Origin of the sequence: Pseudomonas sp. PIC25 (assembly GCF_002286785.1) — a bacterium.
Lineage (GTDB): Bacteria > Pseudomonadota > Gammaproteobacteria > Pseudomonadales > Pseudomonadaceae > Pseudomonas_M.
Genome location: NZ_MUJY01000173.1, coordinates 1 through 25,021 on the forward strand (window position 1 = coordinate 1; position 25,021 = coordinate 25,021).

The 25,021-nt window shown below is 59.7% G+C and carries 27 protein-coding genes and 2 pseudogenes; 28 read left to right on the forward strand and 1 reads right to left on the reverse strand.

All coding sequences use genetic code 11. From position 1 onward, the window contains the following. The 28 genes and pseudogenes from BZL41_RS29205 to BZL41_RS22740 form a co-directional block, all read left to right on the forward strand. On the forward strand, window positions 1-637 hold a 637-nt coding region (locus BZL41_RS29205), incomplete at its 5' end, for an RHS repeat-associated core domain-containing protein (protein ID WP_256578228.1). Further along, entirely contained in the window at window positions 637-945 is a 309-nt protein-coding gene (locus tag BZL41_RS22615; protein WP_095601342.1) for a hypothetical protein, read from the forward strand. The genes BZL41_RS29205 and BZL41_RS22615, both read left to right, overlap by 1 nt. Before the next feature lie 141 nt (window positions 946-1,086). Then, window positions 1,087-1,521, forward strand: coding sequence for a helix-turn-helix domain-containing protein (locus BZL41_RS22620; protein ID WP_095601343.1), 435 nt, complete (start codon window positions 1,087-1,089; stop codon window positions 1,519-1,521). Window positions 1,522-1,552: 31 nt separating this feature from the next. After that, window positions 1,553-2,080, forward strand: coding sequence for an IS630 family transposase (locus BZL41_RS22625; protein ID WP_168191059.1), 528 nt, complete (start codon window positions 1,553-1,555; stop codon window positions 2,078-2,080). A gap of 340 nt (window positions 2,081-2,420) precedes the next feature. Further along, the gene (locus BZL41_RS22630; protein ID WP_174706199.1) at window positions 2,421-2,783 is read left to right on the forward strand and encodes a hypothetical protein; all 363 of its coding nucleotides are present in this window, start codon (window positions 2,421-2,423) and stop codon (window positions 2,781-2,783) included. A gap of 419 nt (window positions 2,784-3,202) precedes the next feature. Then, the gene (locus BZL41_RS22635) at window positions 3,203-3,709 is read left to right on the forward strand and encodes an STY4534 family ICE replication protein (protein WP_095601345.1); all 507 of its coding nucleotides are present in this window, start codon (window positions 3,203-3,205) and stop codon (window positions 3,707-3,709) included. Window positions 3,710-3,839: 130 nt separating this feature from the next. Further along, a complete protein-coding gene (locus BZL41_RS28700) occupies window positions 3,840-4,010 on the forward strand; it encodes a hypothetical protein (protein ID WP_168191060.1) in 171 nt (56 codons plus the stop codon). A 91-nt stretch (window positions 4,011-4,101) separates the two neighbouring features. Then, complete coding sequence (locus BZL41_RS22640; protein ID WP_095601346.1) at window positions 4,102-4,698, forward strand: hypothetical protein; 597 nt, start codon at window positions 4,102-4,104, stop codon at window positions 4,696-4,698. Between the two features lie 139 nt (window positions 4,699-4,837). Further along, complete coding sequence (locus tag BZL41_RS22645) at window positions 4,838-5,551, forward strand: ABC transporter substrate-binding protein (protein ID WP_095601347.1); 714 nt, start codon at window positions 4,838-4,840, stop codon at window positions 5,549-5,551. Between the two features lie 247 nt (window positions 5,552-5,798). Continuing rightward, window positions 5,799-6,137 carry a hypothetical protein gene (locus BZL41_RS22650; RefSeq protein ID WP_095601348.1) on the forward strand — a complete coding sequence of 113 codons (339 nt, stop codon included), beginning with the start codon at window positions 5,799-5,801 and terminating at the stop codon, window positions 6,135-6,137. Between the two features lie 77 nt (window positions 6,138-6,214). After that, window positions 6,215-6,817 carry a DUF3275 family protein gene (locus BZL41_RS22655; RefSeq protein ID WP_095601349.1) on the forward strand — a complete coding sequence of 201 codons (603 nt, stop codon included), beginning with the start codon at window positions 6,215-6,217 and terminating at the stop codon, window positions 6,815-6,817. A 9-nt stretch (window positions 6,818-6,826) separates the two neighbouring features. Continuing rightward, window positions 6,827-7,105, forward strand: a complete 279-nt coding sequence (locus tag BZL41_RS22660) for a hypothetical protein (protein ID WP_095601350.1) — start codon at window positions 6,827-6,829, stop codon at window positions 7,103-7,105. 60 nt (window positions 7,106-7,165) lie between these two features. After that, window positions 7,166-7,567: a hypothetical protein gene (locus BZL41_RS22665; protein WP_095601351.1), complete on the forward strand. Its 402-nt coding sequence runs from the start codon at window positions 7,166-7,168 to the stop codon at window positions 7,565-7,567. A 107-nt stretch (window positions 7,568-7,674) separates the two neighbouring features. After that, the gene (locus BZL41_RS22670) at window positions 7,675-8,277 is read left to right on the forward strand and encodes a hypothetical protein (RefSeq protein ID WP_095601352.1); all 603 of its coding nucleotides are present in this window, start codon (window positions 7,675-7,677) and stop codon (window positions 8,275-8,277) included. A gap of 32 nt (window positions 8,278-8,309) precedes the next feature. Then, window positions 8,310-9,767, forward strand: a complete 1,458-nt coding sequence (locus BZL41_RS22675; RefSeq protein ID WP_095601353.1) for a DUF6094 domain-containing protein — start codon at window positions 8,310-8,312, stop codon at window positions 9,765-9,767. A 101-nt stretch (window positions 9,768-9,868) separates the two neighbouring features. Further along, a pseudogene (locus BZL41_RS22680) lies at window positions 9,869-10,930 on the forward strand (DEAD/DEAH box helicase family protein); the annotation flags it as partial. A 608-nt stretch (window positions 10,931-11,538) separates the two neighbouring features. After that, window positions 11,539-13,239, forward strand: coding sequence for a group II intron reverse transcriptase/maturase (ltrA, locus tag BZL41_RS22685; RefSeq protein WP_095601364.1), 1,701 nt, complete (start codon window positions 11,539-11,541; stop codon window positions 13,237-13,239). A gap of 82 nt (window positions 13,240-13,321) precedes the next feature. Continuing rightward, a pseudogene (locus BZL41_RS22690) lies at window positions 13,322-14,509 on the forward strand (helicase-related protein); the annotation flags it as partial. 101 nt (window positions 14,510-14,610) lie between these two features. After that, window positions 14,611-14,973, forward strand: a complete 363-nt coding sequence (locus tag BZL41_RS22695) for a hypothetical protein (protein ID WP_095601354.1) — start codon at window positions 14,611-14,613, stop codon at window positions 14,971-14,973. A gap of 47 nt (window positions 14,974-15,020) precedes the next feature. After that, complete coding sequence (locus tag BZL41_RS22700) at window positions 15,021-15,725, forward strand: methyl-accepting chemotaxis protein (RefSeq protein WP_256578229.1); 705 nt, start codon at window positions 15,021-15,023, stop codon at window positions 15,723-15,725. Between the two features lie 69 nt (window positions 15,726-15,794). Next, a complete protein-coding gene (locus BZL41_RS22705; RefSeq protein WP_095601366.1) occupies window positions 15,795-16,514 on the forward strand; it encodes a TIGR03759 family integrating conjugative element protein in 720 nt (239 codons plus the stop codon). Then, window positions 16,499-17,056: a lytic transglycosylase gene (locus tag BZL41_RS22710; RefSeq protein WP_095601355.1), complete on the forward strand. Its 558-nt coding sequence runs from the start codon at window positions 16,499-16,501 to the stop codon at window positions 17,054-17,056. The genes BZL41_RS22705 and BZL41_RS22710 overlap by 16 nt, the downstream gene beginning before the upstream one ends. Beyond that, entirely contained in the window at window positions 17,053-17,553 is a 501-nt protein-coding gene (locus BZL41_RS22715; RefSeq protein WP_095601356.1) for an integrating conjugative element protein, read from the forward strand. Before BZL41_RS22710 ends, BZL41_RS22715 begins: the two co-directional genes overlap by 4 nt. 9 nt (window positions 17,554-17,562) lie before the next feature. Further along, a complete protein-coding gene (locus tag BZL41_RS22720; RefSeq protein WP_095601357.1) occupies window positions 17,563-17,832 on the forward strand; it encodes a hypothetical protein in 270 nt (89 codons plus the stop codon). 3 nt (window positions 17,833-17,835) lie between these two features. After that, a complete protein-coding gene (traD, locus tag BZL41_RS22725) occupies window positions 17,836-20,055 on the forward strand; it encodes a type IV conjugative transfer system coupling protein TraD (protein ID WP_095601358.1) in 2,220 nt (739 codons plus the stop codon). Window positions 20,056-20,064: 9 nt separating this feature from the next. Beyond that, window positions 20,065-20,811, forward strand: coding sequence for a TIGR03747 family integrating conjugative element membrane protein (locus tag BZL41_RS22730; protein ID WP_095601359.1), 747 nt, complete (start codon window positions 20,065-20,067; stop codon window positions 20,809-20,811). 9 nt (window positions 20,812-20,820) lie between these two features. Further along, window positions 20,821-21,282 (forward strand): HNH endonuclease, encoded by a 462-nt coding sequence (locus tag BZL41_RS22735; RefSeq protein WP_143518144.1) that lies wholly within the window; start codon window positions 20,821-20,823, stop codon window positions 21,280-21,282. Then, window positions 21,266-22,720, forward strand: a complete 1,455-nt coding sequence (locus BZL41_RS22740) for a UvrD-helicase domain-containing protein (protein WP_095601361.1) — start codon at window positions 21,266-21,268, stop codon at window positions 22,718-22,720. Before BZL41_RS22735 ends, BZL41_RS22740 begins: the two co-directional genes overlap by 17 nt. A 508-nt stretch (window positions 22,721-23,228) precedes the next feature. Here the strand turns inward: BZL41_RS22740 and BZL41_RS22745 are convergent. Further along, window positions 23,229-24,803, reverse strand: coding sequence for a hypothetical protein (locus BZL41_RS22745; RefSeq protein ID WP_143518145.1), 1,575 nt, complete (start codon window positions 24,801-24,803; stop codon window positions 23,229-23,231). Window positions 24,804-25,021: the final 218 nt, after the last annotated feature.

The following is a 25,021-nucleotide window of genomic DNA, read 5'->3' on the forward strand; positions in this document are numbered from 1 at the left end:
CGTCGGCCCCGCCAACCCCGACGTGGACGGCGACGGCATCGCCACCGACATCCCCCTGCGCTTCCCCGGCCAGCTCTACGATGCGCACAGTGCGCTGCATTACAACTACTTCCGGGATTACGATCCGGAGACCGGGCGGTATGTGGAGAGTGATCCGATTGGGCTTGAGGGGGGGATCAACACATACGGTTATGTCGGATCAAACCCACTTAGATATATAGATCCAACAGGAGAGAACATAGCTCTACAGGCCGTTGTAGTAGTCGCAGTTGTCGCCGCAGGAGCAGCCGTTGTCAATAGTGGAAATAATGCAGCGCAGAACGGCAGCCAAGACTCTGGAGACCCGCATGGCGTAATACCAACTTGGTATAATTCAACCCCATCAGATAACGCCACAAGCTCTCCAAGCCTATCCGTCCCAGCTACCCGTTTCGTTTGGCGGCGCTGCACTATGGAAGAAACAAATATATGCAGAGACTACTGCGCTAGCACTGGCAGAGAAATGCAATCCTGCCGGACCAGAAAAAAAGTAGGCCCAGGAATCAAGGAAGGACAAGTGGTCCCCGAAATCGGCTCACTTCCTGATAGCATGAGTTGCTCATGCGAAGAAGAGTCTTGTCCTGTCGGAGACGAATGATGAAACTAGAAGACCTTCAAATCGGCCACGTATACTTCATGACCGACTATTACGATGAAGAGCTTCTAATCCCAAAAATCGGAACATATGTTTACCTAGGGCAAGATCTGCTAGGGAGTGATGGGTCGCTATACTTCCAATCTGCTCAGGAATATTTTGAAAAAGGGATTTGGGGTTCTGGAAAAGATGCCTACGAATACGGCGTTGTATGTATGAAACAAGACATATTGGAAGACGTTTATGATTACACGGAGCTGCAACATCAGCTAGAGCTAATGAAAAAAGGGGGAGCACGATACTATGAATAGTCCACCGGCTAGATAGAGTACGCCATACTTCGTGTTGCTTGACTCCCGTTCCCAAGTGGTTGGGATACAGCGTAAGCGGTCCACAGGAAATCAGGTTACTATTCCGCCTCGCATAAAATCCCGGTAAAAAGCCAACTTCAGATGAAACACAAACCCTTGCCATTGACCGAGGACGAAGTCCTCAAACTGGAAGAAATCATCCGCAAGGGTGCCGATTGGCGCAGCCGTGACCGTGCGAAAACCTTGCTGCTGCTGTCTCGCGGTGTCTCCGCTTGGGCAGTGGCCGAAGAACAGGGTATCTGCAAGAAAACGGTCTATGAGCGTCGTCAGTCGTGGCTGGATAAAGGCTTTGCCAGCTTGGTCGATGCGCATAGAACAGGTGCTCCCAGCAAGCTGTCGGCCTACTTACTGGCCATTGAGGCGTGGGCACAAGCTATGCCAATGACAGTCAGCGATGTGCAGAAGCGCCTGGAAGAAGAGTTCGACGTTGTCGTACATGCGAACACGGTTAGGAGTGCGCTGAAACAGCTAGGGTTTGTTTGGAAAAGAACCCGATACAGCTTAAAAAAAACGTGACTCACTGGCTTTTGCCAGAAGCCGTGAAGAGTTGGAGCAGTTGTCCCGGCAGGCGCAGGATGGGGAAATCGAATTGGCGTATGTGGATGAGGCAGGCTTTTCACTGGCACCGCCGGTGCGCAGTGCCTGGACCTTGCGCGGCAAGACGCATAAGGCTGAGCCACAGAAATCCGGCCGGCTCAACGTCATGGGCGCGCTGTTCAGCTCGGGCGGTCTGTACCTGTCGGGCACCTGGGGCACGATGACGGCACTCACCTTTGCAGGCTTTCTGAGTCGGCTGCTATTGCAGACATCAAAACCCTTGGTCGTCGTGGTGGACAACGCCTCCATCCATGCCGCGAAGGCAGTGAGCGCCCTGTTCCGACTCCCGGAGTTCAAGCGGTTGACCCTCTATTTCTTGCCGCCGTATTCGCCAGAGCTGAATCGGATCGAAATCCTCTGGCACAAAATCAAGTACGAGTGGCTACCTTTCCGCAAGTACACCCGTTCGGAACTGGTGGATGCCCTCGATGGAATCCAGGCTGGATTCGGAAAACAATACCTACTGACTTTTTGTTAAGCGCTTACTTGGCAATTGGGGCAATCGCTGTTCGATTGCCCTTTTGCGTTCCAACCTATCCGCCGTCCTCCTGCCGGCCCCCTTCTGCTTGACACCCTCCCAACCTCGCTCCGATGATAGAAACGTGCTTTGCTGACGTCGTCAGCACATGCCCATGCAGCTTGGATCCGAAAGGCTGCGACATGGCTTTCATGTTGATCCACCCAAGGCCGCTTAGCTTCTGGTAGCGCGGCCGCTCGACCTCGGTCGATAGAAGCACCTTCCGCCAACCCAGCGGGGAATTCACTTCCCCGCTGGGGAGAGTGTTTTCTCCGCATTTTCACCCTGCAGGAGAAACACCATGTCCACGTTCAGCTATCAAGTAGGTTATGCCCTCGGTACTGTTACCCGGGAGTTCCTGCGTGCGGCCAAACAGCCCAAGCCAACTGCACCCGACAAGCCTCTCATGGTCATGCCGGCAGCAGCCTCTCACCTTTCTGGTCAGGTCGTGGAGCACATATGCCAGATGCCCTCGATCGTTCGCCTGAAACAGGTCGATCTCAACGCCTGGTATGAAGCCAACACCCGTGAAGTACCGGTGAAGGTGAAAAAACCGCGCACTCGCAAACCCAAGGCCAAACCGGCTCAGGTCACCACCCATCCGCTACGCCTGGGTTCTCTCAACGAGCTGATCGCTCCGGTTGAACCTTCCATGAGCTGCTGATCCTTCCTCACCCTGTCGGGAAACTCTCTCGGCAGGAAGGTTTCCCGGCGATCCCTGCGAGGAAAACCATGACTCCACCGCACCACACCCAGCCCCTCGAATGAGGGGCTTTTTCTTTCACGAGGCTTGACAACTCATTCCGGCCTACAACATATTTCAGGCCATGTTCTGCTGACGTCGTCAGCAACATGCCCAAGCAGTCACGATCCGTGAGACTGCGACACGGTTTACCGTGTTGATCGAACCCCAAGATCGCCCAGCTTCCGGTAGCGCGATCGGTCAGTCGGAAACGATTGATGGAAGCATCCTCACCCAGCTGTTCCAGCACACGCCTTTCCAAGCTCTAACCCTCGCGGGGAATACTTTCCCCCCAGGGCGAAGTGTTTCTCCGCTTTCGACATTGAAACGGGAGAATCACCATGAGCAACACACAATCCAACGAAACCAAGTTCTTCGACCTGCACACCACCGGTATCGGTTACCTCAACCGCATCCGCAACGTGAAACCTCGCGGCAAAGGCAAGCCTTTCCTGGCTGTCACTGTCGCGGCGCTCCATGGCTCGTCCGAGGAAGTGGAGTACACCTACATCGACTGCAACGTGGTCGGCGCCGAAGCTGAAAAGCTGGTCCGCCGCTGCGAGCAAGCCGTCGAGGCCGATAAGAAGGTCCTTGTGTCCTTCCGCATCGGTGATATCTGGGCGGACGCCTTCACCTACGAGAAAGGCGAGAAGAAAGGCCAACCCGGCGCAAGCCTCAAGGGTCGGCTGCTCTTCCTCGGCTGGATCAGGGTGGACGGCGAAACCGTATACGAAGCCAAGCCGCGTGACGCCAGCTCGAACCAGCAAGATGCCCAAGCATCCGCTGAGCCCGAGCCCGACGATTTCGCTGCCGAACAACCCGCTGAGCCCGAGCGCCAGTTTGGTTGATTGCAAAACAAGGCGCCCTTCGGGGTGCCTTCCACCACCTACGCAATGCGCTACTTGTCATCGCGTACCCATCGGGGGGCACCAGTTCCCTCAAGGGCTTGGTGTTCTCCAATCAATTTTGGAGATCATCATGCAAGCACAAGCCAACCAAGCCGTTGAACTGCCCGCTCTGCCGCAGGTGGAAGAGATATCCCTGCATGACGTGGAGTCCGAGCTGCTGTCCAGCAGCCGGTTCTGCGACCTCGCCTGGATCGTCTTCGCGTCTGCGGACATCGAGCAAGCGGCTGCCCTGGCGGCCTGAACTGATGGGCACCTCCCGGTGCCCTTGTCCACCCCGAGGGGAATCACTCCCTCCTGGGGCTGGTGATTCGCCCTGAAACAGGAGAATCACCATGCAACTCGTGACTCAGCAGTTCAATGGCATTGCCTTCGTTCTGAACCCTTACGCAACGAGCCAGTTCCTGCGCCAGGATCTGTTCGTCAGGCAGTTCCAAGTCCGGCTCTTTAGCCAGACGGAATACGTCGATGACGATCCTCTTGAGGGTACCTACTGGATGAACGAAGCGTCTCTGGTCGGACAATGCGGCTTGCTGGATGATGCCACGACCCTGGCAGAGGCTGCGGTCAGGCACATGCTGAACAGGAGCGTCCCATTCCACCAAGACCCTGGGCGTCCCCTGCGCTTCGCCCCGCGTCGGATCGTTATCAACGATAGGTTCGGTAACCAAGTGCTTTACGGGACGGTCAACAACGGCACCCTCGGGTGGCTGAAGCCCGTGGAAGGCGAAGCCGAGTCTGCGCTGCGAAAAAGTATCGACGCGCTGTATGCCGAAGCCGCCTTCGAAAGCGGCTGGGACAACTACAGCACGGCCCAGGGGCTGCGTGAACACGCCAGTTGCCTGGAACGCCGGCTCGTTTCTCCCCAGTGGCGGCCCCATGTGCTCGCACATTTGGCGAAGCTGGAGAACACCCAAAGCACCGTGTGCTGATAGACCCAACCTCTTCACCCGGAAGGCACTGCCTTCCGGATTCTCAAAACACCTGCTGGGCGCGCTTGCGCCTTTCATACCCACACCTGGGAGTCATCTCCCAGCGGGCGGTTTCTCCTTCATCACAGGAGAAACCACCATGCCCCACCCCACCAACCCTTTCGTCCCGGGACACCTGACCTACCGCATCGAGCGCCAGTTACTGATCACCTACGAGAACGATTGCCCTCCCTGTTATCGCGTACTGCATGAAAGCCAAATCCATCTTCGAGACGATGAGATCGAGTGCTTCCCCTGCATCTTCGACGATGACGTGGCATTGATCACCGAAGGGCAAGAGGTCGCCGAGGATGTACTCAACTCGTGCAAGAGCGACGGCATTGTCCGCAGCGTGATCCACTCGGTATTCGGCGGCGTTGGCGACCAGCATATTGCCGACACTCACAGTCCCGAGATGGCTCAACGCCTCGTCGAGCAACTGAGGCTCTCGTCCGAACATTGCAATCGAAGCTGGGAAATCAGTACGGCACACCTGCCCTTCGACGCATTGCTCAACATCCGCCGCTTCTTCGGTCTGGCTTACCACGCCAGGCCCACGGGCTGTTTCGTCGAGTTCTTCCAGCTTCCCGACCGGCATGCCGTGGGATGTCAGTTGTTCCATACGCCCTGGTCCAACCAGAACCTGGAGGTTCTGGACCTTACCGCAGGCGAACTTCGACAGGAGCAACTGGCCACGGGGATACCGGAGGCGCTGGTGGACGTGCTGCATCTCGCCGCAGAGGCCGAAGCGCGCTTTCTGGTCTTCGATCCGTTTGCGTCGGTTCTGGAAGGCCTTCCGGTCTTTACCGACTGATCGATCTGGCCGGCGGGATGTCCCGCCGGGCCACGAATGCTGATTGGGCTTGCTGTCGTCGACAGCAGACCATCCCAGGGAGCCCGAGTCTCAAGGCTCCGGCGCGCAAGCGCTGACTCGCCCAAGGTCGCCAAGCACTCGGCAGCGCGACCGCATCGCCTCGGCGATGGAGTGCACGTTGAACTACCCACGCGGGCTTTCTATCCCGCGTGGACAGGGAGTTCCGCTTTTGAAATGGAGATCGATCATGACTTCCCTGCCGCGCTTCGCTTCAGGCTTGTTCCAACTTCGTCGGTTCGCCTATCCCGTCGTGCTATCGAGCGCGGCGTGGAACAGAGCGCTCCACCAAGACCCCACCTACCCGCTCGATGCCTTCGGTAAGCGCCTGGCGTTTCTTGTCCAGGCCGCCTACCAGGAGCTGATGAACCATCCCGATGAAACGCGTGTGCGTTTCACGCTCGACCTCAGCCTGATGTCCCATGACCCGGAGGCCTGCATTGCTCTGGAGTTGTCCGTGGTGACGCCCGGGTGCGAACCACCCTACCTGCATATCGCCTTGCAGGGTGAACGGCCGTCGACTCACTGAGACGACGACCTCACCGGTATCTCACCCACCAGGGGCGCGGTCTTTGACCGCGCCCCTGCCCTTCCACAGGATTCTCGATGATCACCATACCCGGCCAACTGGCCATTCGAACCATCTCTGGGCGCAACGGCGATTTCAACGTCGGCCGCCTGGCGACGTCCATCGGTGAGTTCGTGATCAAGGATGCTCTCCTCGATCAGTACACCGAGGGAAAGTACCGCGGCGATTTCGTCATCGCGGAAATTCGCCCGTCCTACTACTCCACGGGCGGCCGCCTGGTCGTGGAGATCCGCGCCAAGCTGGACAGCATGACGCTCGACGACGTCGACGTGCTCACGGCCGAAGACAACGCCCAACTGGCGGCCACTGAACCCGATCCCCTGGACGAGGAACCGACCAAGGCTCCAACGCCGGAACCCCGCAAGGCACGAACCTCACCCAGCCGCCGCCAGGCAGCCGATGAGGACGCGCCTTTCGGTTTCGACCAGCCAGTCGCAAGCCCTCCACAACCCGATGACCACGAGGATGCCGCACTGTTCGGCACCATCTGGCCCTTGGGCGATGAGGTCCGTCTGGACACCACGGTGGATCGGCAGCGCCTGCGCGCACAGTGCACGCGCCTCGGCGAGCTCGGTTACAGGCTGGATTTCAAACGCCAGGTCTGGGAGCGCCACGCCTAGGAGCCCGACATGAACCCGTTGTATGAAACACCCCACTTCACCGCCGAGCTGCTGCTCGCCTGCGGCGCGCTTCGTGAGATCGGCATCGATGACGTCGCCGATCGCTTCCGCGACGCGCTGTTCGATCGAGCACAGTCCGATGTCGCCATCCAGGCGCTCCGGGACCGGGTGCGACACCCTTCCAACCTCTCCGCCTCGGACCAGGCATTGCCCTGGTCGCAGGATGATTGGCAGGCAAGGCAAACCGCATTCTGGATGCTTCAGCGCCTGGAACGATTGATCAACTGAACACACCACCCTGCCGGGGAAACCCGACAGGGACCCCGGCCACCACATGAGGACATCATCATGGGATGGCTTTACTCCAACCGAACCCTGGACCACCTGCTGAACGATCTACTGGAGCAGTACGATCGCCCCGACGCCTCGCGCGAGGTTCTGGAGCACGCACTGTGCGACGATGACGGATACCGCCACATTCTGTGGTCCGTCATCCGCCTGGTACCGAAGCAGGACGGGCTGATCTCCGGCGTTGCCGCCGGCCAGAGCTATACCTTCATCGGCTGCGACCTGATCGATTCCTATCAGGGCCAGTGGGGCTATAAGTCCCTCTCCGAGCAGGTTCACCCGTACTTCTACAACTGCCCGCTGCACTTCCTCGACCTGGCACCGGACGGCATCAACGAAGAGTGGCGCCGGTACGTTCGACTGCACCACCAGGAACAAGCGCGCTTACAGCGTTCGGCCTGATCTCACCCCACCGGGGCACACGCTTCCAGCGTTGTGCCCCTCTCTTCCCTTCCACCACGGGGTGCATGCGCCCCAAGGCGTGGCCCCCTCCATTTTCGGAGAACGCCATGCCGCTCTACCCCCTGGACGAATGTCCTGACCTCTACGTCGATGCCTGTGTCTGCGACGAGCAGCGCAACCTGGTCTTTCTCTCTGCCTGGGGCCGCGACACCGTGATCCAGGAGTTCCTGGCCAGGCTGACCCTGGGCGACGCCGAACAGGGGCTGGACCAGTTCAGCATCGTCGTCGACGGCCGGAGCATGCCCGTGTTCCCCAACGTCGATCTGCTGGAGAAACGCACCACCCGGCAGTTCCGCGGCACCTTGTTCGGCAGCCTGCTGCATCTCTGGCTGTTCGACCGGCGCTGCGCCCAACCCGACTATGCCAACCACTTCGCCTACGCCCTTCGGCAGGCAGACGAGAACCCACTTGTGCAGTTATGGCCACTGGTCGTCGACCTGTGCCCTCTGCCGCTCCTGCAACACTGGCGCGAACCCGTCATGCAGGTGTTGGCCGAGCACCAGATGTTGCAGCCGTTACCCGGGGCACTCGGCTCGGTTGGCGCCTGGCGCCTGTCGTTGCAGCTCGATGTGCTTGAGCCCGTCCTCGGCGAACTGATCCGACAGGGATACCTGACCACCTCAACCTCCACCGCTCGGGCTCCGGCCTGAGCGGTTCATTTTTCTCAAACCAAGGAGCCACCATGGCCTTGATGTTCCCGCGCCTGGCGCGCAACTTCGCCCGCAACGGCTATTACCCTACCGACGAAACCACCCTGGAGCGCGTACTGCAGGCCCTGGCTCCCGCTTCCTCCGGCACGATGCGGATCCTCGATCCCTGTGCCGGCGAAGGGGTGGCCCTGGCCGAGGCGGCGCACTCACTGGGACGCGACCAGGTCGAGGCCTTCGGCGTCGAATACGACCGCGAGCGTGCCGAGCATGCCCGGACATTGCTCGACCGGGTGCTGCACAGCGACCTGATGGACACCATGATCAGCCGGCAGGCCTTCGGGCTGCTCTGGCTCAATCCACCCTATGGCGACCTGGTGGCCGACCATGCCGGCGCTTCCCAGTACCAGGGCAACGGACGGCCGCGGTTGGAGAAGCTGTTCTACCAACGAACGTTGCCGCTGTTGCAGTACGGTGGTGTGCTGGTCCTCATCGTGCCGCACTATGTGCTGGACGATGAACTGACCGGCTGGCTCTGCAACCACTACACCGCGCTGCGGATCTACCGGGCCGCCGATCCGACCTTCAAGCAGGTGGTCATCTTCGGCATCCGGGTACGTCGGCAGGACTTGGCCAAACCACGGGAGGTATCCCAGGTGCGGGATCGCCTGCAGGCGATCGGTGCGGGTCAAGAGGCGGCAGAGGAACTGCCGGCCGTCTGGCCATGGGAGCCCTATGCGGTGCTGTCGGCGACAGGCGACCTGGAACACTTCTTTCGCGTGTCGCTCGAACCCGAGCAGTTCGCCCAGGAGGTTCAGCGTCTGCGTGGCTTGTGGCCGGACTTTACCCTGCACTTCGGTCAGGCCGGGGTACAGCCCCGGCCACCGGTGCGCGAGCTGTCTCGCTGGCATCTGGCGCTTGCGCTGGCCGCCGGCGCGATTTCCGGCGTGGTGACCTCGAAGTCCGGACGGGTCCTGGTCCTGAAGGGGGATACCTACAAGGACAAGGTCCGCAAGACCGAATTCACCGAGGACGAGGACGGCAATGTCGCCGAGGTGAGGATTCTCACCGACCGCTTCGTGCCGATCATCCGCGCCTGGGAGATGACTCCGGGCTCACCGAACCTCGGCAGGGTGCTGACTATCAGCTCCTCTACCCCGCCACAGGAGGCATCGCCGACGCCAGCACCGGATCAGGAGCCGGGTATGTCATCAGCGCCGTTGTTCGCTCCGGGGCAGATTGTCATGACCCAATCCGTTCACGAGCGGGTGGAAAGCGGTGAACTGAACCCCATGCCGTACCTGCAGCGCCATCTACGGGGCGACTGGGGCAACCTGAACGACCACGACTGGAATGCGAACCAACGGGCGCTGAACGACAGCGTCAGGTTGTTTTCCAGCTACGACGTCGATGTCGGCGATGAGTCCAAGCTCTGGATCATCACCGAGGCCGACCGCAGCGTGACGACCCTTCTGCTACCCAGCGATTACTGACCCAACCGCCGCCAAGGCGACTCACCTTCCACACCACCCTGCAGGGTATGCCGATACCCTGAAGGGAGCGCGCATGCCCTGCTTTTCCTCGGAGAAGCACCATGAACGCACTGACCCAGGCCATCCCGGCCACCGCCACACCGCTCGCCATCAACCTCACCGACTTCATCGACGAGTTCGGCGACGAGCTGCTCGATTCCTTGAACCAATCCAACCCACCGGTCTACGCCGGCAATGCCAACCAGGCCCGCCAGGCGGTGATGGAAGCTCTTCACAGGAAGCCCTTTCCGGCCCAGGCGGAGGTCGTTCAGGCGGTTGCAGCCTTGCTGCTCGACCGCAACGAACAGGCCGCCATCATCAACGCCGAGATGGGAACCGGGAAGACCATGATGGCCATCGCCGTGGCGGCCGTGATGCACGCCGCCGGCTACCGCCGCACCCTGGTCGTCTCGCCACCTCATCTAACCTACAAGTGGCGGCGCGAGATCCTCGAAACCCTTCCGAACGCCCGTGTCTGGGTCCTCAACGGCCCCGACACCCTGGTCAAGCTGCTCAAGCTGCGTGACCAGATGGGACTGCCCTACGACGGCCGTCCGGAGTTCTTCATTCTCGGCCGCGTGCGGATGCGGATGGGTTTTCACTGGAGGCTGGCTTGCTGGAAGAAGCGTGCCGCCGGCGGACAGCTACTCGCCGCCTGCCCGGATTGCGGCCGGGTCCTCGAGGACCTGGACGGCAACCTGGTCACAGCGGAGGCGTTCTATCGCGGAGACCGCCGACGGAACTGCACGCGCTGCCACGGCGCACTCTGGACGTTGATACGGCCGGGCAAAGCGGATGGCGGAGACCGACGCACGACGATCCTGAAATCGATGTGCCGGATCCCCACCATCGGCCCAGTCCGGGCGGAGCGGCTGCTGTCTGACTTCGGCGAGGACTTCCTGGCCTCGATGCTGGTCGACAACGTCTCGGAGTTCATCAACCTGATGGATGCCAAAGGCAACTTCGTCTTCAGCGACCGCCAGGCCAAGCGCATGGAGCGCGCCATGGCGAACATCGAGTTCGGCTTCGGCGAGGGCGGCTACCAACCGACGGAATTCATCAAGAGGCAACTTCCCGATGGGTTCTTCGACCTGCTGGTAGTGGACGAGGGGCATGAGTACAAGGTGCGACCTGAAGTCGCTTGAGTGATTGTCTCAGCGGAAACGCGAGGAGACCTGTTGTTCCGTCAACAGTAGCCTATCGGCACGGGCACTCTTGGTAACGAGGATGTCTGAAGCTGCCGAGACAATGTACCTGCCCAACAGGGTAAGCAGAGCCGTGAGGCAATGCGACGTCTACCAGCATCAAGGTGGGCGCGGGGCTAGGCTCGACGGTATGACCAACATATGTGAACTGCCGATAAACATCGTCACGTGCGAACAAGCCAAAGATGCTGACAGGCTTGGCCAAAAAGGCAATGTAGCGAGTTACTCCCCTTTTGTATGGGAGTACACGGATAACCAACGCTACCGGTGGATAGGCAGGGTCTAACCCGTCGCTGTCATTCAAGTGAAACAGGGTAAGCCCGTACTCCTGCCGTCAGGCAGGCGAACCGTAAGGAACGCTGTTGGGAGTGCGGGTAGAGGAAAGCGGAGAAAGCGAAGGCTGGCCTGTAATGGGCCAGATAGGGGTTGAGTGGCGACACGACATCACCCCACGCGAAAGCGGGCAGACTTCCGCGAGGTCTTTCTTCACGAGATTGTTTGGAGAACCTTTGAAGGAGAGAAAGCAAATGACTACGCAAGCTGCTTGCGCGGGTGCGCTCTCCGGCAACTCGGGCGGCTGGCACAGCATCGACTGGGCCGGCTGTCATCGGGAAGTCAGGAGGCTGCAAGCGCGTATCGCGAAGGCAACGCTGGAAGGCCGCTGGGGCAAGGTGAAAGCCTTGCAATGGCTGCTGACCCACTCGTTTAGCGGCAAGGCAATGGCCGTCAAGCGAGTGACGGAAAATCAAGGCAAGAGCACTTCGGGCGTGGACAAGATTATCTGGTCAACACCGAAGGCCAAATCTCAAGCCGTGTTGTCACTCAGCCGTCGCGGCTACTCGCCGCGTCCGTTACGCCGGATGTACATCCCCAAAAGCAACGGAAAGATGAGGCCACTCGGAATCCCGACGATGACAGACCGTGCCATGCAGGCATTGCATCTACTGGCACTGGAGCCCGTCGCGGAAACCACCGCTGACCCGAACTCCTATGGGTTCTGGTCACAGCGGTGCACTGCGGATGCGATTGAGCACTGCTTCAAGGCTTTATCGCGAGGCAATTCCCCGCAGTGGATTCTGGAAGCCGACATCAAGGGCTGTTTCGACAACATCAGCCACGAATGGATGCTCACCAACATCCCTATGGACAAGGTGATCCTCCATAAATGGTTGAAAACTGGGTTCATGGAAGACGGTCAACTCTTCCCGACAGAAGCGGGTACGCCGCAAGGCGGAATCATCTCGCCGACCCTAGCCAACATGACATTGGACGGAATCCAGGCAGTGCTTGAAAAGGCATTCCCTTGGAGTACCCGCCGCGGTCAGAAGGTCAAGGTCAATCTGGTGCGCTACGCGGATGACTTCATCATTACCGGTGTCTCGAAAGAACTGCTGGAAACCGAAGTCAAGCCGTTGATCGAGTCATTCCTGGCTGAACGGGGGCTCACCTTGTCAGCAGAGAAGACGAAGGTCACGCACATCGAGGATGGGTTCGATTTTCTCGGGCAGAACGTACGCAAGTACGACGGCAAGCTATTGATCAAGCCGTCACGGAAGAACACCTCCGCGTTCATGCAGAAGGTCCGGGAGATCGTGAAAAGCAACAAACAGGCAAGGCAAGCCCAGGTGATCAAGCAGCTCAACCCGGTTATTCGGGGATGGGTCAACTATCACCGGCATGTTGTCGCCAAGGATGCTTTTCAAAGAGTGGACTACGAGATTTGGCGTGCATTGTGGCAATGGGCGAAACGTCGCCATCCGAAGAAGAACCGGTACTGGATCAAGGACCGTTACTTCAAGCACGTAGGCACCCGTACTTGGGTGTTTGCAGCGGAACAAGACGACTACGCGCCCAATGGGAAGCCAAAGTTGGTGACGCTGGTGTATGCCGGTGAAACGCCAATCAGGCGGTACGGCAAGATCAAGGCCGCAGCGAACCCGTTCGACCCAAGCTGGGAAGCCTATTTCGAGGGGCGTGATGACGCCAAGATGAAGGCGAACCTACAAGGTTGGCGCAAGCTGCTCAGGCTCTGGCTTAGCCAGGGAGGTCAATGTCCAGATTGCCAACGACGCATTACCAAGGAAACGGGGTGGAATGTCCATCGCCGTGTTCAGCGCGTTCACGGCGGTAAGGACATTGTTGCCAATCTGGTCATGCTGCATCCCCAATGTCACAGGCAAGCTCACCGACAACACGTAGCGAGGCCGGCTCATGAACATGGGCTTTGAAAGGCTTGAGCCGTATGAGGGGAAACTCTCATGTACGGTTCTTAGGGGGGGATGGGCCAGCAATGGCCGGTCCCTACCCGACAACAGCGGTTCGGCCCAGGGCCAGGCCATGGGCGTGCTGGCGGCGAAGGCACGGAAGACCGTGTTGCTGACCGGCACGCTGATGGGGGGCTACGCCGACGACCTGTTCTTCCTCCTGTTCCGCATCCTCACCCGACGCATGATCGAGGACGGCTACCGGCCGAATGCACGTGGCTCCATGGCTCCTGCAGCCATGTCGTTCATGCGCGACCACGGCGTGCTGAAGGACATCTACACCGAGCGCGATGGCAATTCGCACAAGACCGCCAAGGGCAAGAAGCTCTCGGTGCGGACGGTGAAAGCGCCGGGCTTCGGCCCCAAGGGCATCCATCGTTTCGTGCTGCCGTTCACCGTGTTCCTCAAGCTGAAGGACATCGGCGGCAATGTGTTGCCCGACTACCAAGAGGAGTTCGTCGACGTGCCCATGGCGCCGGAGCAGGCCTCGGCCTACCAGCGCCTGGCGGCCACGCTGACAGCGGAGCTTCGCCAGGCCCTGGCCCGACGAGACACCACCCTGCTGGGCGTGGTCCTCAACGTGCTGCTGGCCTGGCCGGACTGCTGCTTCAGGCCGGAGGTGGTCAAGCATCCTCGTACCCGGAACACCCTGGCCTTCGTGCCATCGATTTTCGGGGAAGAAGAACCGATGCCCAAGGAGCAGGCGCTGGTGGACCTCTGCCTCGCAGAGAAAGCCAAGAACCGCAAGGTCCTGGCCTACACCGTGTACAGCGGGACGCGAGACACCACCGGCCGCCTCAAGCGGATGCTGGAACAGGTCGGCTTGAAGGTGGCGGTGCTGAGGGCTTCGGTGGATACGGCCCGGCGCGAGGATTGGATCCTCGACCAGGTCGATCGTGGCATCGATGTGCTGATCACCAACCCGGAGCTGGTCAAGACCGGGCTGGATCTACTCGACTTCCCGACCATCGCGTTCCTGCAGACGGGGTACAACTGCTACACCCTGCAGCAGGCGGCCCGGCGGTCATGGCGGATCGGGCAGAAGCACCCGGTGCGGGTGGTGTTCTTCGGCTATGCCGGCAGCTCGCAGATCACCTGCCTGCAGCTCATGGCCAAGAAAATCGCCGTGGCGCAGAGTACGTCGGGAGACGTGCCGGAGTCAGGTCTTGACTCGTTGAACCAGGATGGGGATTCGGTCGAGATGGCGCTTGCCAGACAACTGATTGCCGCGTAATTCATGGCCACCTTCGGGTGGCCTTTTCTTCTGGGAGGCAACCGCCCCTAAATATCAACGAGCCATAATTCACGCCGGAAAGCTGAAGGCCGAGGTAACTCATGCGCTATATCGTCCCGCTGGAGCTGGTGACCATCGCCCTCGATCTCGCCAAGAGAGTCGAGCAGGGCGAACTCAGCCGACAGGCTGCCTACCAGCAACTGGTAGACCAACACGGTTTTGCCGGTCACACGGCCAATGCCTACCTCAACTGCTATACCCACCTACGCGCCGGCACGCCGATGAAGGCCACTGTCAATGCCGCAGGGTTAGATCTAATGCTCGAAGAGATCACCAATGTATTGATGCCATTCAGGTTTCAGACCTCGCATGGCGATTGTTTCCTAGGACATAATCTTGGACAAGTCTCCGTGAGCATTGAGAAAATACCCGCCACTCTAAAAACGTATTTCTTGCTGCATTAGAACGGTCTGGTCTGAGAGGGTGTCCCCGGCTTCGCGCGAGGACCTCCATGCCCCTATCACGCCCTTCCCGCTCAACCCTGCTACTCAGCCTGTGCATGGTCCTGATGGCAGCAGGGATGGGCTATCAGCACGTCCTGATTACCCAGCTTCGAGGCTCGGTGGATGGTGCCGCCGAGAAGACTTCGATCGATGCCATCCTGACCAGGTTGAACAACATCGATGAGCGCCTGGATGCCGTCGATAGCAAACACCTGGTCTCCAATGAAGATTTCCGCGCAAGCCAACAGGCGCTGTCAAATCGCATCGACGCCGCGCAGGCGTTCGCCAAGCAGGTGAACGAAACAGTCGAAGACCTTTCCCGAAATGTCGCTTCGAGCGGAGAGTTATTGCTCCTGAAGGCTACCGTGGAATCCTTGGACGGGAGCGTCCAGGAACTGCGTAAGTCCCAGTCCAAAGCACCACCTCTGATCATCCCGAAGCGAACCGTCGCGAAAAGCCCGCCTGCACAGAAGGCCAAGCCGAAGCCCGTAGCGCCAGAACCTCCACCCTTTCATATCGTCGGCGTGGAGTACCGCGGCGGCGAACGCTTTCTCTCGGTGGCGCCGCCGGGCAGCACCCGTCTGAGCCAGATCTATCTGATTCGCCCCGGTGATGCCGTTGCAGGCACGACCTGGCACCTCAACGCCCTTGACGATCGTTCGGCCCATTTCGATGTGGCCGGTACGCCGCGAACCATCCGTATCCAGCCGTAGAGACCCCACATGTTCGAGCCATTCAACGGGAGCAGACACTGTATCGCCCACGCCTTGGTCGTCAGCGGCATGATCGCCTTCTGGGTCGCCTGCTCACCGCAGGTCCTCGCCCAGGCACAGCCAACGCAAGAGACCAACACTCGGCAGAGCAGCACCGCCGTCCAGGGGCTGCAGCAAGCAGACGTCAACGAGGAGCAGGCACGGGCATGGGGGCTGACGCCTCAAGAGTTCAGCCGTTACCAAGCCTTGATGCAGGGGCCGCGAGGCGTCTACTCCCCAGGCCTGGACCCACTCACCGCGCTCGGGATCGAGGCGCGTAGCGCGGAAGAACGACGCCGCTATGCCGAGCTGCAGGTCCAGGCGGAACGGCAACGGGTAGACAAGGAGTTGGCTTACCAGCGGGCCTACGATGAGGCTCACGCCCGCCTGTTCCCTGGCGAGAAGGTGATTCAGCTTTCCAGTCCCTCTGCCGGCTCGAATACCGGCAAGCCCGCGCTGTTGGGAAGTGACCGCCTCGCCATATTCGTGAAGGACAACTGCCCCCCTTGCATCGCCAGGGTGCAGGACCTGCAAAACCAAGGGCAAGCCTTCGACCTGTATTTCGTCGGCAGCCAGGGTGAGGACGAACACATCCGTCGCTGGGCGATTCTCGCCGGCGTTGAGCCGAAGAACGTGCGTAGCCGCCAGATCACCCTGAACCATGACCAGGGTCGCTGGATGGGACTCGGCCTCGGCGGCGACTTGCCTGCGGTGGTGCGCGAGGTGAATGGGCAATGGCAGCGCCAATAGTCACGACAGTGGTGGCCGCCACTCTGGGACTGATGGGCGCGCTTGCGCAGGCAGCGGAGATTCCGCCTCCGGCCTACCAACTGATCGCATTGCCCCACGGCGTTCCGTCGGAGGTCCTCTACTCCGTAGCGCTGCAAGAAAGCGGAACTCGCATTCGAGGACAACTGGTGCCTTGGCCCTGGACGCTGAATGTCGCCGGCAGCGGTTATCGCTTCGCCACCCGCGACGATGCCTGCAAAGCCCTCATGGTCGCTCTCGTGACCGCCGGACCAAGCCGCGTCGACGTCGGCCTGGGGCAAACGAACATGGGGGCTAACGGGCATCGCTACAGCAGTCCCTGTGAAGGCCTCGATCCGTACAAGAACCTCACTGTCACCGCACAGATCCTGGCGGAACAGAAGGCCCGTGGCGGCGACTGGATCACCGCAGCCGGGCACTACCACCGGCCAGCCGGAGGCGTACCCGCCGCCAACTACCGCAAGGCCTTCGCGAAACACCTCAGCCGGGTCACCGGCATCAAGCTATTGGCGGTCAATCCATGAATGCCCTGCACGTCCTTACTTCCCTACTGCTCAGCAGTTGGTTGGCCGGCGCTTCAGCCGGAAACCTGATCGTTGTCGAGGACCGCGGCGGTACCTCGGCCCTGCCCTACTACCAGGGCCTGGAGCCAGAGCTTCCGGCCGGCAGCCCTTCTCCCGTTACGGGGATACACCGGGTGGATGTCTTTCCGGTCCGATCCGCTCAGTTGAGCCCTGGAACGGTTCAAGGCCGAGTCATCCATGCACCGGGTCTGCAGCCGCTGTTCCTGGTCGGCGACGACCCACTGTCCCGCGCCTGGCTGTTGCAACGGCGAGACCAGTTACAGCAGTTACAAGCGGTGGGTCTGGCCATCAACGTCGCCAGTGAAGAGCGCCTGGCAGAGATTCGGCGTTGGGCAGGTGATCTGCAAGTGCTGCCCGCATCGGCGGACGACCTGGCCACACGTCTTGGCCTTCGTCACTACCCGGTCTTGCTCACACCCACCGCCATCCAGCAATAGGAGATCGCTGTGACAGCGTCTTTCATCACCCTGGTGATCCAGCAGCCGTCCGATCCACGTGCGCGGCAACTGATGCACAATCAACTGACGCATGTCATCAGCCTTTACGGCGGCAGCGTCTCGGGCATGTCGCTCGAGGACGAAATGACCCTCTGCGAGCGGCTGCAGGAACGGCTTCCCGACCATGAGGTCGAGCAGGCCCGGGAAGAAGTGGCTGCCCTGCATGCAGAGCCACCACGCAGGGCGCGCAAGCAGGGGCATGGAACCCTCAAGGCGTAGCCCATGGCCAATACCTATACCATCGAGACGCTACTCCGGCCCGCCGTCGAGCTCTACACCACAGCGGTCTGCTTCACAGCGGCCGCACTGTGCGTGCTCGCCCCCTGGGCACTGGCCCTGACACCGCTGTTCGGCTTGGTCGCAGCGCTCGGCTTCCTGGCCCTCGGAAGCATTCGGCTGAAACAGGCCCTGCTTGTGCTGCGCTACCGCCGCAACATCCGCCGGCTGCCCCGCTACACCATGACCAGCAAGAACATCCCGGTCAGCAATGAGCGACTGTTCATAGGCAAAGGCTTCCGCTGGACCCAGAAGCACACCCAACGCCTCATGGACACGTACCTGCCCAAATTCGCGCCTTACGTCGAGCCCACCGCGCTGTATCAGCGTGCCCGGCGCCTGGAGGAGCGCTTGGAGTTCGCCCCTTTTCCGCTGACGCTGCTGGCCAAGGCAACGGCCTGGGATGTCCCCCTCAACCCAGCACGCCCGCTTCCCCCCGTTGGAGGCCTGCCGCGCCTCCATGGCATCGAGCCTGATGAGCACGATGTGAGCCTGCCGCTGGGCGAGCGGGTCGGCCACACTCTTGTGCTGGGCACCACCCGCGTGGGGAAAACCCGCTTAGCGGAGCTGTTCATCACCCAGGACATCCGCCGAACCCATCGGCGCCGGCAGCGCGTCCACATGGGACGTAAAACCCAGGTGCCGCATCGCTGGGCTCGCCGTCGAGGCCAGGAAGAGCGCCCAGACCATGAAGTAGTCATTGTGTTCGACCCGAAAGGCGACGCCGACCTCCTCAAACGCATGTACGTCGAGTGCAAGCGCGCCGGGCGGTTGGACGAGTTCTACGTTTTCCATCTGGGCTGGCCGGATCACTCGGCACGCTACAACGCCGTAGGCCGGTTTGGGCGTATCTCCGAGGTTGCCACACGCATCGCGGGGCAGCTCTCCGGCGAAGGCAACAGCGCCGCGTTCCGCGAGTTTGCCTGGCGCTTCGTCAACATCATCGCCCGCGCCCTGGTCGCGCTCGGTCGCCGCCCGGACTACGAACAGATCCTCAAGCACGTGATCAACATCGACGCGCTGTTCGTCGAGTACGCCCAGAAATACTTCGCCGAGCACGACCCCAAGGCCTGGGACACCATCGTGGCGATCGAGGGCAAGATCGATCGCAAGAATCTCAGCTTCGCCATGAAGGACCGGCCGCTGCGCGTGGTGGCCATCGACATGTACCTCACCCAGCAACGCATCTCCGATCCGGTCATGGACGGGCTGCGCTCGGCGGTGCGATACGACAAGACGTACTTCGACAAGATCGTGGCCTCGCTCTTGCCGCTGCTGGAGAAACTCACCACCGGCCGGATCGCCGAGCTGCTTTCGCCCAACTATCAAGACCTGGAAGATCCACGGCCGATCTTCGATTGGATGCAGGTCATCCGCAAACGCGCCGTGGTCTATGTCGGGCTCGATGCCCTCTCCGATACCGAAGTGGCCGCTGCCGTGGGCAACTCGATGTTCAGTGACCTGGTGTCGGTCGCAGGCCACATCTACAAGTTCGGCATCGACGATGGGCTGCCCGGCGCCAGCAGCGGCAAGGTGGCCATCAACGTGCACGCCGACGAGTTCAACGAGCTGATGGGTGAAGAATTCATTCCGATGATCAACAAGGGCGGCGGTGCCGGCATGCAAGTCACCGCCTACACCCAGACCATGAGCGACATCGAGGCGAAGATCGGCAACCGCGCCAAGGCCGGCCAGGTGATCGGTAACTTCAACAACCTGTTCATGCTGCGCGTGCGCGAAACCGCGACGGCAGAGCTGCTCACCCATCAGTTGCCGAAGGTCCAGGTGTTCACCAGCACGCCGGCAAGCAGTGCGAATGATGCCGTCAACGGCAAGACGGCCTTTACCTCCAACACCCACGATCAGATCCAAAGCGTCAGCGTCCCGATGATCGAACCGGCGCACGTGGTCGGCCTGCCGAAGGGACAATGCTTCGCGCTCATCGAAGGTGGCAACCTCTGGAAAATCCGTATGCCGCTGCCGGCGAGTGACCCCGACGAGGTCATGCCAAAGGATCTGCAGGCCCTGGCCGACAGCATGCGCAAGGGTCAGCCCACCAATACCGACTGGTGGCAAGCACCCGGCTACCAGGCACTCAACGAGTCGCTCCCAGCAGATCTGGTCGACGACTTCCGCCACCTCGCCAGCGACGAACAGGCCGCGTAGAGGTAAGCCATGGCAGATATCGCGGAAAAGGCCCAGCAACAGCAAGAAGGCCAGAAGACCTTCCTCGGCATGCTGTTCACCGCCCCCTTCCATTTCTTGGGCGTGATGTTCGGCTCCCTGCTGGGCGCCATCCTGGTCGAATGGGTCTGCTTGTATGTCTTCTGGCCGGATGCCGGTTGGCGGCATGCCCAGCAGATGTTCGAACATGAGCTCAGTTGGGTGTCCCAGGATCTGCTTCGCAGCGCGGTCATTCAGGAACCAGGACGGACCGCGACCTGGCTGGTCAGCTGGGTCTACGACGGGCTGGTGGTGAAGACTGGCATGATCGGTTGGGTGCAGGGCATGGGAGCCACCGCCCAGGCCGGGCCACAGGTCCAGTTCGATGTCCGGTATCTGGTAGCCCAGGGCATCACGACGATGCAGAACTACGCACTGGCCGCGCTCTTCACTGTCCTGACGTTCTGTGTGCGCCTGGTGGTCCTGGCGCTTACCCTTCCCCTGTTCGGCATGGCCGCGTTCACCGGGCTGGTGGATGGCTTGGTTCGACGTGATCTGCGCAAGTTCGGCGCCGGTCGCGAATCCAGCTACCTCTACCACAAGGCACGCGCGACGATCGCCCCGCTGGCGATTCTGCCTTGGACGCTCTACCTGGCACTTCCAATCAGCGTCAGCCCCCTCCTGATCTTGTTGCCGTGCGCGGTGCTGCTCGGCCTTGCCATCAGCATCACCGCGTCCAGTTTCAAGAAGTACATCTAGGTGCCCTCGATGGATCAGATTCCTGTCATAGGCCTGGATGGCGCTCCGCAATCCCCTACCTCACCCGAGCGAGCCGCCCAGATCGCTGCGAAAGGCAAAGGCGGCCTACAGCGGGACACCGAGGGCCGGGTCTGGCTGCAGCTACGGTATACCCCACAGCCAACGAAAGTACCGATCCGAAGAAGTGGCACACGGGCGAAGTGGCGCCGAAAGACCATCGCGGCCATCCGCCGACGCGACGGAGATGACTGCTTTTACTGTCTGGAGAGACTGTCACGTGAGGAGATGACGCTTGAGCACCTGCTATCCAAAAGCCTCAAAGGTAGCGACAGCACGAAGAACCTGGTAATCGCCCACAAGGACTGCAACGACAAGGCCGGAAACCTGAGCATCGCCGAGAAAGTCCGACTCCGAGAACGCCAGCTACTCAAGAAAATTCAGGAAGGAGCGCCCCATGCAGTGGACCTATGAGCAGCAGCCGATCATCACCTCCACAGCCGAGAAGCTGCTGATCCAGGCCGGCGCCGGCAGTGGCAAAACCACCACGCTCGTTGGCTATGCCACGCACCACTCGACGCTGCGCATTCTCTACCTCTGCTACAACAAGTCGGTGGAGATCGCCGCCCGCGGACGCTTTCCCAGGAATGTGATCAACAAGACCGCTCATGGCCTCGCCTACGCGGTCTATGGCTCCCAATACAGCCATAAACAGACCAACAACCTGCGGCTGACCGATATCGCTCGCGCCATCGACAGCCAGGATTGGGAGCTGGTCAGGGACGTGGTGGCTACCCTGAATAACTTTATGGCCAGTGCGGACGATGACATCCATCGCACTCACTTCCCTCGATTTCGTGACAGGAACATGCTCACCAGCGCCCAGGAGCGCTTCCTGAAGCAGGGCCTCTCCGTTGCCCGCTCGGTCTGGAACCGGATGAAAGACTTGGCGGATACCGGCATGCCGATCACCCATGACGGGTACCTGAAGCTGTATCAGTTGAGCAAGCCGGACCTGAGCCAACGCTTCGACTGCATCCTATTGGACGAAGCCCAGGACGTGAACCCAGTCATCGCGGACATCGTTCGCATCCAACGCATCCGCAAAGTCGCGGTGGGCGATCGTCACCAGCAAATCTACCGGTTCAGGGGCGCCGAGGACGCCTTGAACGCCCCCTGGATGAGGGGTGCCGAGGCGCATTACCTGACTCAGTCCTTCCGTTTCGGACCTGCCGTGGCGCACGTGGCCAACATCATCCTGTCCTACAAGGGCGAAACCCGGGCACTGCAAGGACTCGGACCGAAAACCCTGGTCAAGCGCTCGCTTCCAGAGGAGCTTCCCCACCGCACATTCATCCACCGGACCGTGATCGGCGTCATCGAGAACGCGCTCAGCTTGGTGCCAACACAGCCCAGGATCTACTGGGTCGGCGGGATCGACAGCTATTCGCTGCGTGACCTCGAGGACCTCTTCCTCTTCAGCCGCGGCCGTCGCCAAGAGGTGCAGAACCGCAAGCTGCTGCGAGACTATCGGGATTACGCCCAATACGTGGAGATCGCCGAAGTCAGCCAGGATTCGGAGATGCTGCGTTCGATCAAGATCATCGAGGCGTATCCGGATCTCCCCCAGCGGATACTGGCGTTGCGATCCTGTACCGTGGACAACGAGCTGGACGCCACTGTCACACTCACGACGGGACACAAAGCCAAGGGGCTGGAGTGGGATTTCGTCGGCCTATATGACGACTTCACCGCTGATCCACTTGCGCCTGATTTGGAGCGAGGCCGACGGGACGACGAGTTGAATCTGCTATACGTGGCCGTAACCCGTGCAATGAAGATTCTCGCCCTCAACACCATGGTGTTGTCGATCATGCAACGGCATGTCGATGCTCGATCTTCCAGGGGATGAAGGCGAAGCTGACGAAAGCCCCCGAAGTTGGGACTTCTGAGACGTGACCAAGTCGGCGATTGACTACCGAACGCCTACAATATGGCTACGCAATTCTTGCCCGTTTCATGTTTGACAGCTGTACGGGGCTGGGCTAATTAAAAAGCAGGATTTAACAACCCAAGCGATAAAGGAAGTCGACCATGAGTATCAAGCCTGGCCCTAAAAGAAAAAACGAAGATGGTACACCGGACAAGAGGCAGAGAGTCACACCCGAAAAGCAAAAGGATCATCCAGACCTGAAAACCCATAAGCATAAAAAGGGGGAGTAGTGAATCGAAAGCAGCTATCGAGAGCTGCTTTTTTATTTGTATACGGATAGACCTGAGCTAGAAGCATCTCGTCAGTGAGCTCGTGACCAAACTCCTGAACGGGGAGACAGCGCCTCCACTAAATCGGATATCTCCAGGTAACAACAGGGAGCATCCAAGAGTGAGTCAGTCGCCAAACTCCGAAGTCTGCAAGCATGTCAGCGGCCTTCCTCTATATCATCATCAGTAGTGCGGTAAAAGATCTCCATGCTGAACTCGTCCTTAGGGAAGACCTCGCACATGTAATTGGGCTCTCCGTTGTTCGCTTCTAACTCAGTTATCTTCTGTGAGACCCCAAGTAGTCTGACTACCTTTGGCGGCATCTGCACATCCTGCCTGAATACTTGAATGACATCCCCGCCAGCCTGGACGATCTGCAAGTCCAATGACTCCTTGGCTTGAAGCAGGGCGGCCTGCTTCTTGGCGTCATCATAGAACTCAATATTGAAGGCGATCGGCCAGGTAACCTGATTCGCCACTTTGGTGTATTCCCTCCGAGCCATCGATGCGATATCGATCAGTTGTTCGATTTCACCACCTCCAATGGTTTCCGTATCGTCAAACAGAATTGATTGCCCCGTGAAACGAGAAATTTCACGTGCGGCATCGACGTAGAGGAAAAGGGACTCCGCATTTTCGAACTTTCCCTTGAAAGATGATCCTTCGGTGCCGCCGGACAAACCATGTTCACCCTGGTATTCCAGCGTGATATTGAGCGTATGTCCTTCGTTGAGGTTGCGGAGCAGTGACCGCAGCTTTGCGTAATAGGGGAGTTCGGTCACAGGGGCTCCGCGCCACACCTCCATATTGGGGGTTATGGACATTCGGAGGTCCCCCCTAAAGGTGATGTCGGTTGAGAGCTCAAGCTTGAGCATCTTATTCATTGAGTAACCAGTGAAAGTGCCACGTACTCTGCCATAGACGAACTCACCTGACATGTCATCAAAAGGGGAAACACTCCCGGTCACTTTGTCATGGGTGGATATCTTGGCGGTAAGAGGTCGGCCGGCATTTCCAATTTTTAGTACTTTCGCGTCCGCGGCGATCCGCTCAAATAACTCCGAGCCTGAGGCTTCGATATCCTCAGCTTTGATCACCAAAGTCTTCCCTTCATCGACCAGCAACCGATAGGCCTGGGCGTAGGCTGACGCATTCTTCAGCACAAGAGAAAGTGGTACGTTCTCTCGCGCAGAAAGTGTGAAGGTGGTTTGACCATCGGCGTACAGGGACGAAACCTTAAAGCGGTTGTCGATCGACTCCATTGCCTTCTCGACGCCTCCGTGGGCATTCGCGATGGCTTGGGCGATCCCAGTTCTCAAAGGGGCGCCATATAGGGCAGTGGCCACTAAGTCTTGGGGAGCGGTATCCGGTAGTGCGGGTTTGCACAGCTTGCTACGACTGCGCTTTTCCGCGGCCTGTCGCCATTGGTGAAGCAATGCAACTGGATACGCATCCTCGTCCCTGTCAATCATGATTGAGCAAGGGTTGCATAGCCAGACACCGTTCTTGTAAGCAGCTATTTGCTGGGGCTTCATTTTTGGATCAAATCTTGCCCCATTGGGCGAAGCAGCGCATATATGAGCTGCAACGCCCATATTCAGTACGCCTTCATCGTCCCCTTCTTTGGCCCCACTAGTAGGTGCACGGCACTCGGGATTTGAGCAGACATGACCTGCCCTGAACATAAGTTTTGTACGGGTTTTTTCCGTGAAATTATGTTTTGGATCGCGCATCAGCAGTTGCTCAAGTGGCCGGATGACCAGATTCTAACCGTGCCTGTGCTTCCATGTGTTCTAAGCGCGCGGAAGCTACGGCAGGAGTTTCGTGTCACCTACTTCGGTGGCGCTACCCGCTAGTGTGGTGTTTCGCAAGTAGCGCTCATATTTTGGTCTAGGCTTTCAGCATCAGAAAAGCACCGGAGCAACGATATGAGAACCGGCCGTCCTGCTTC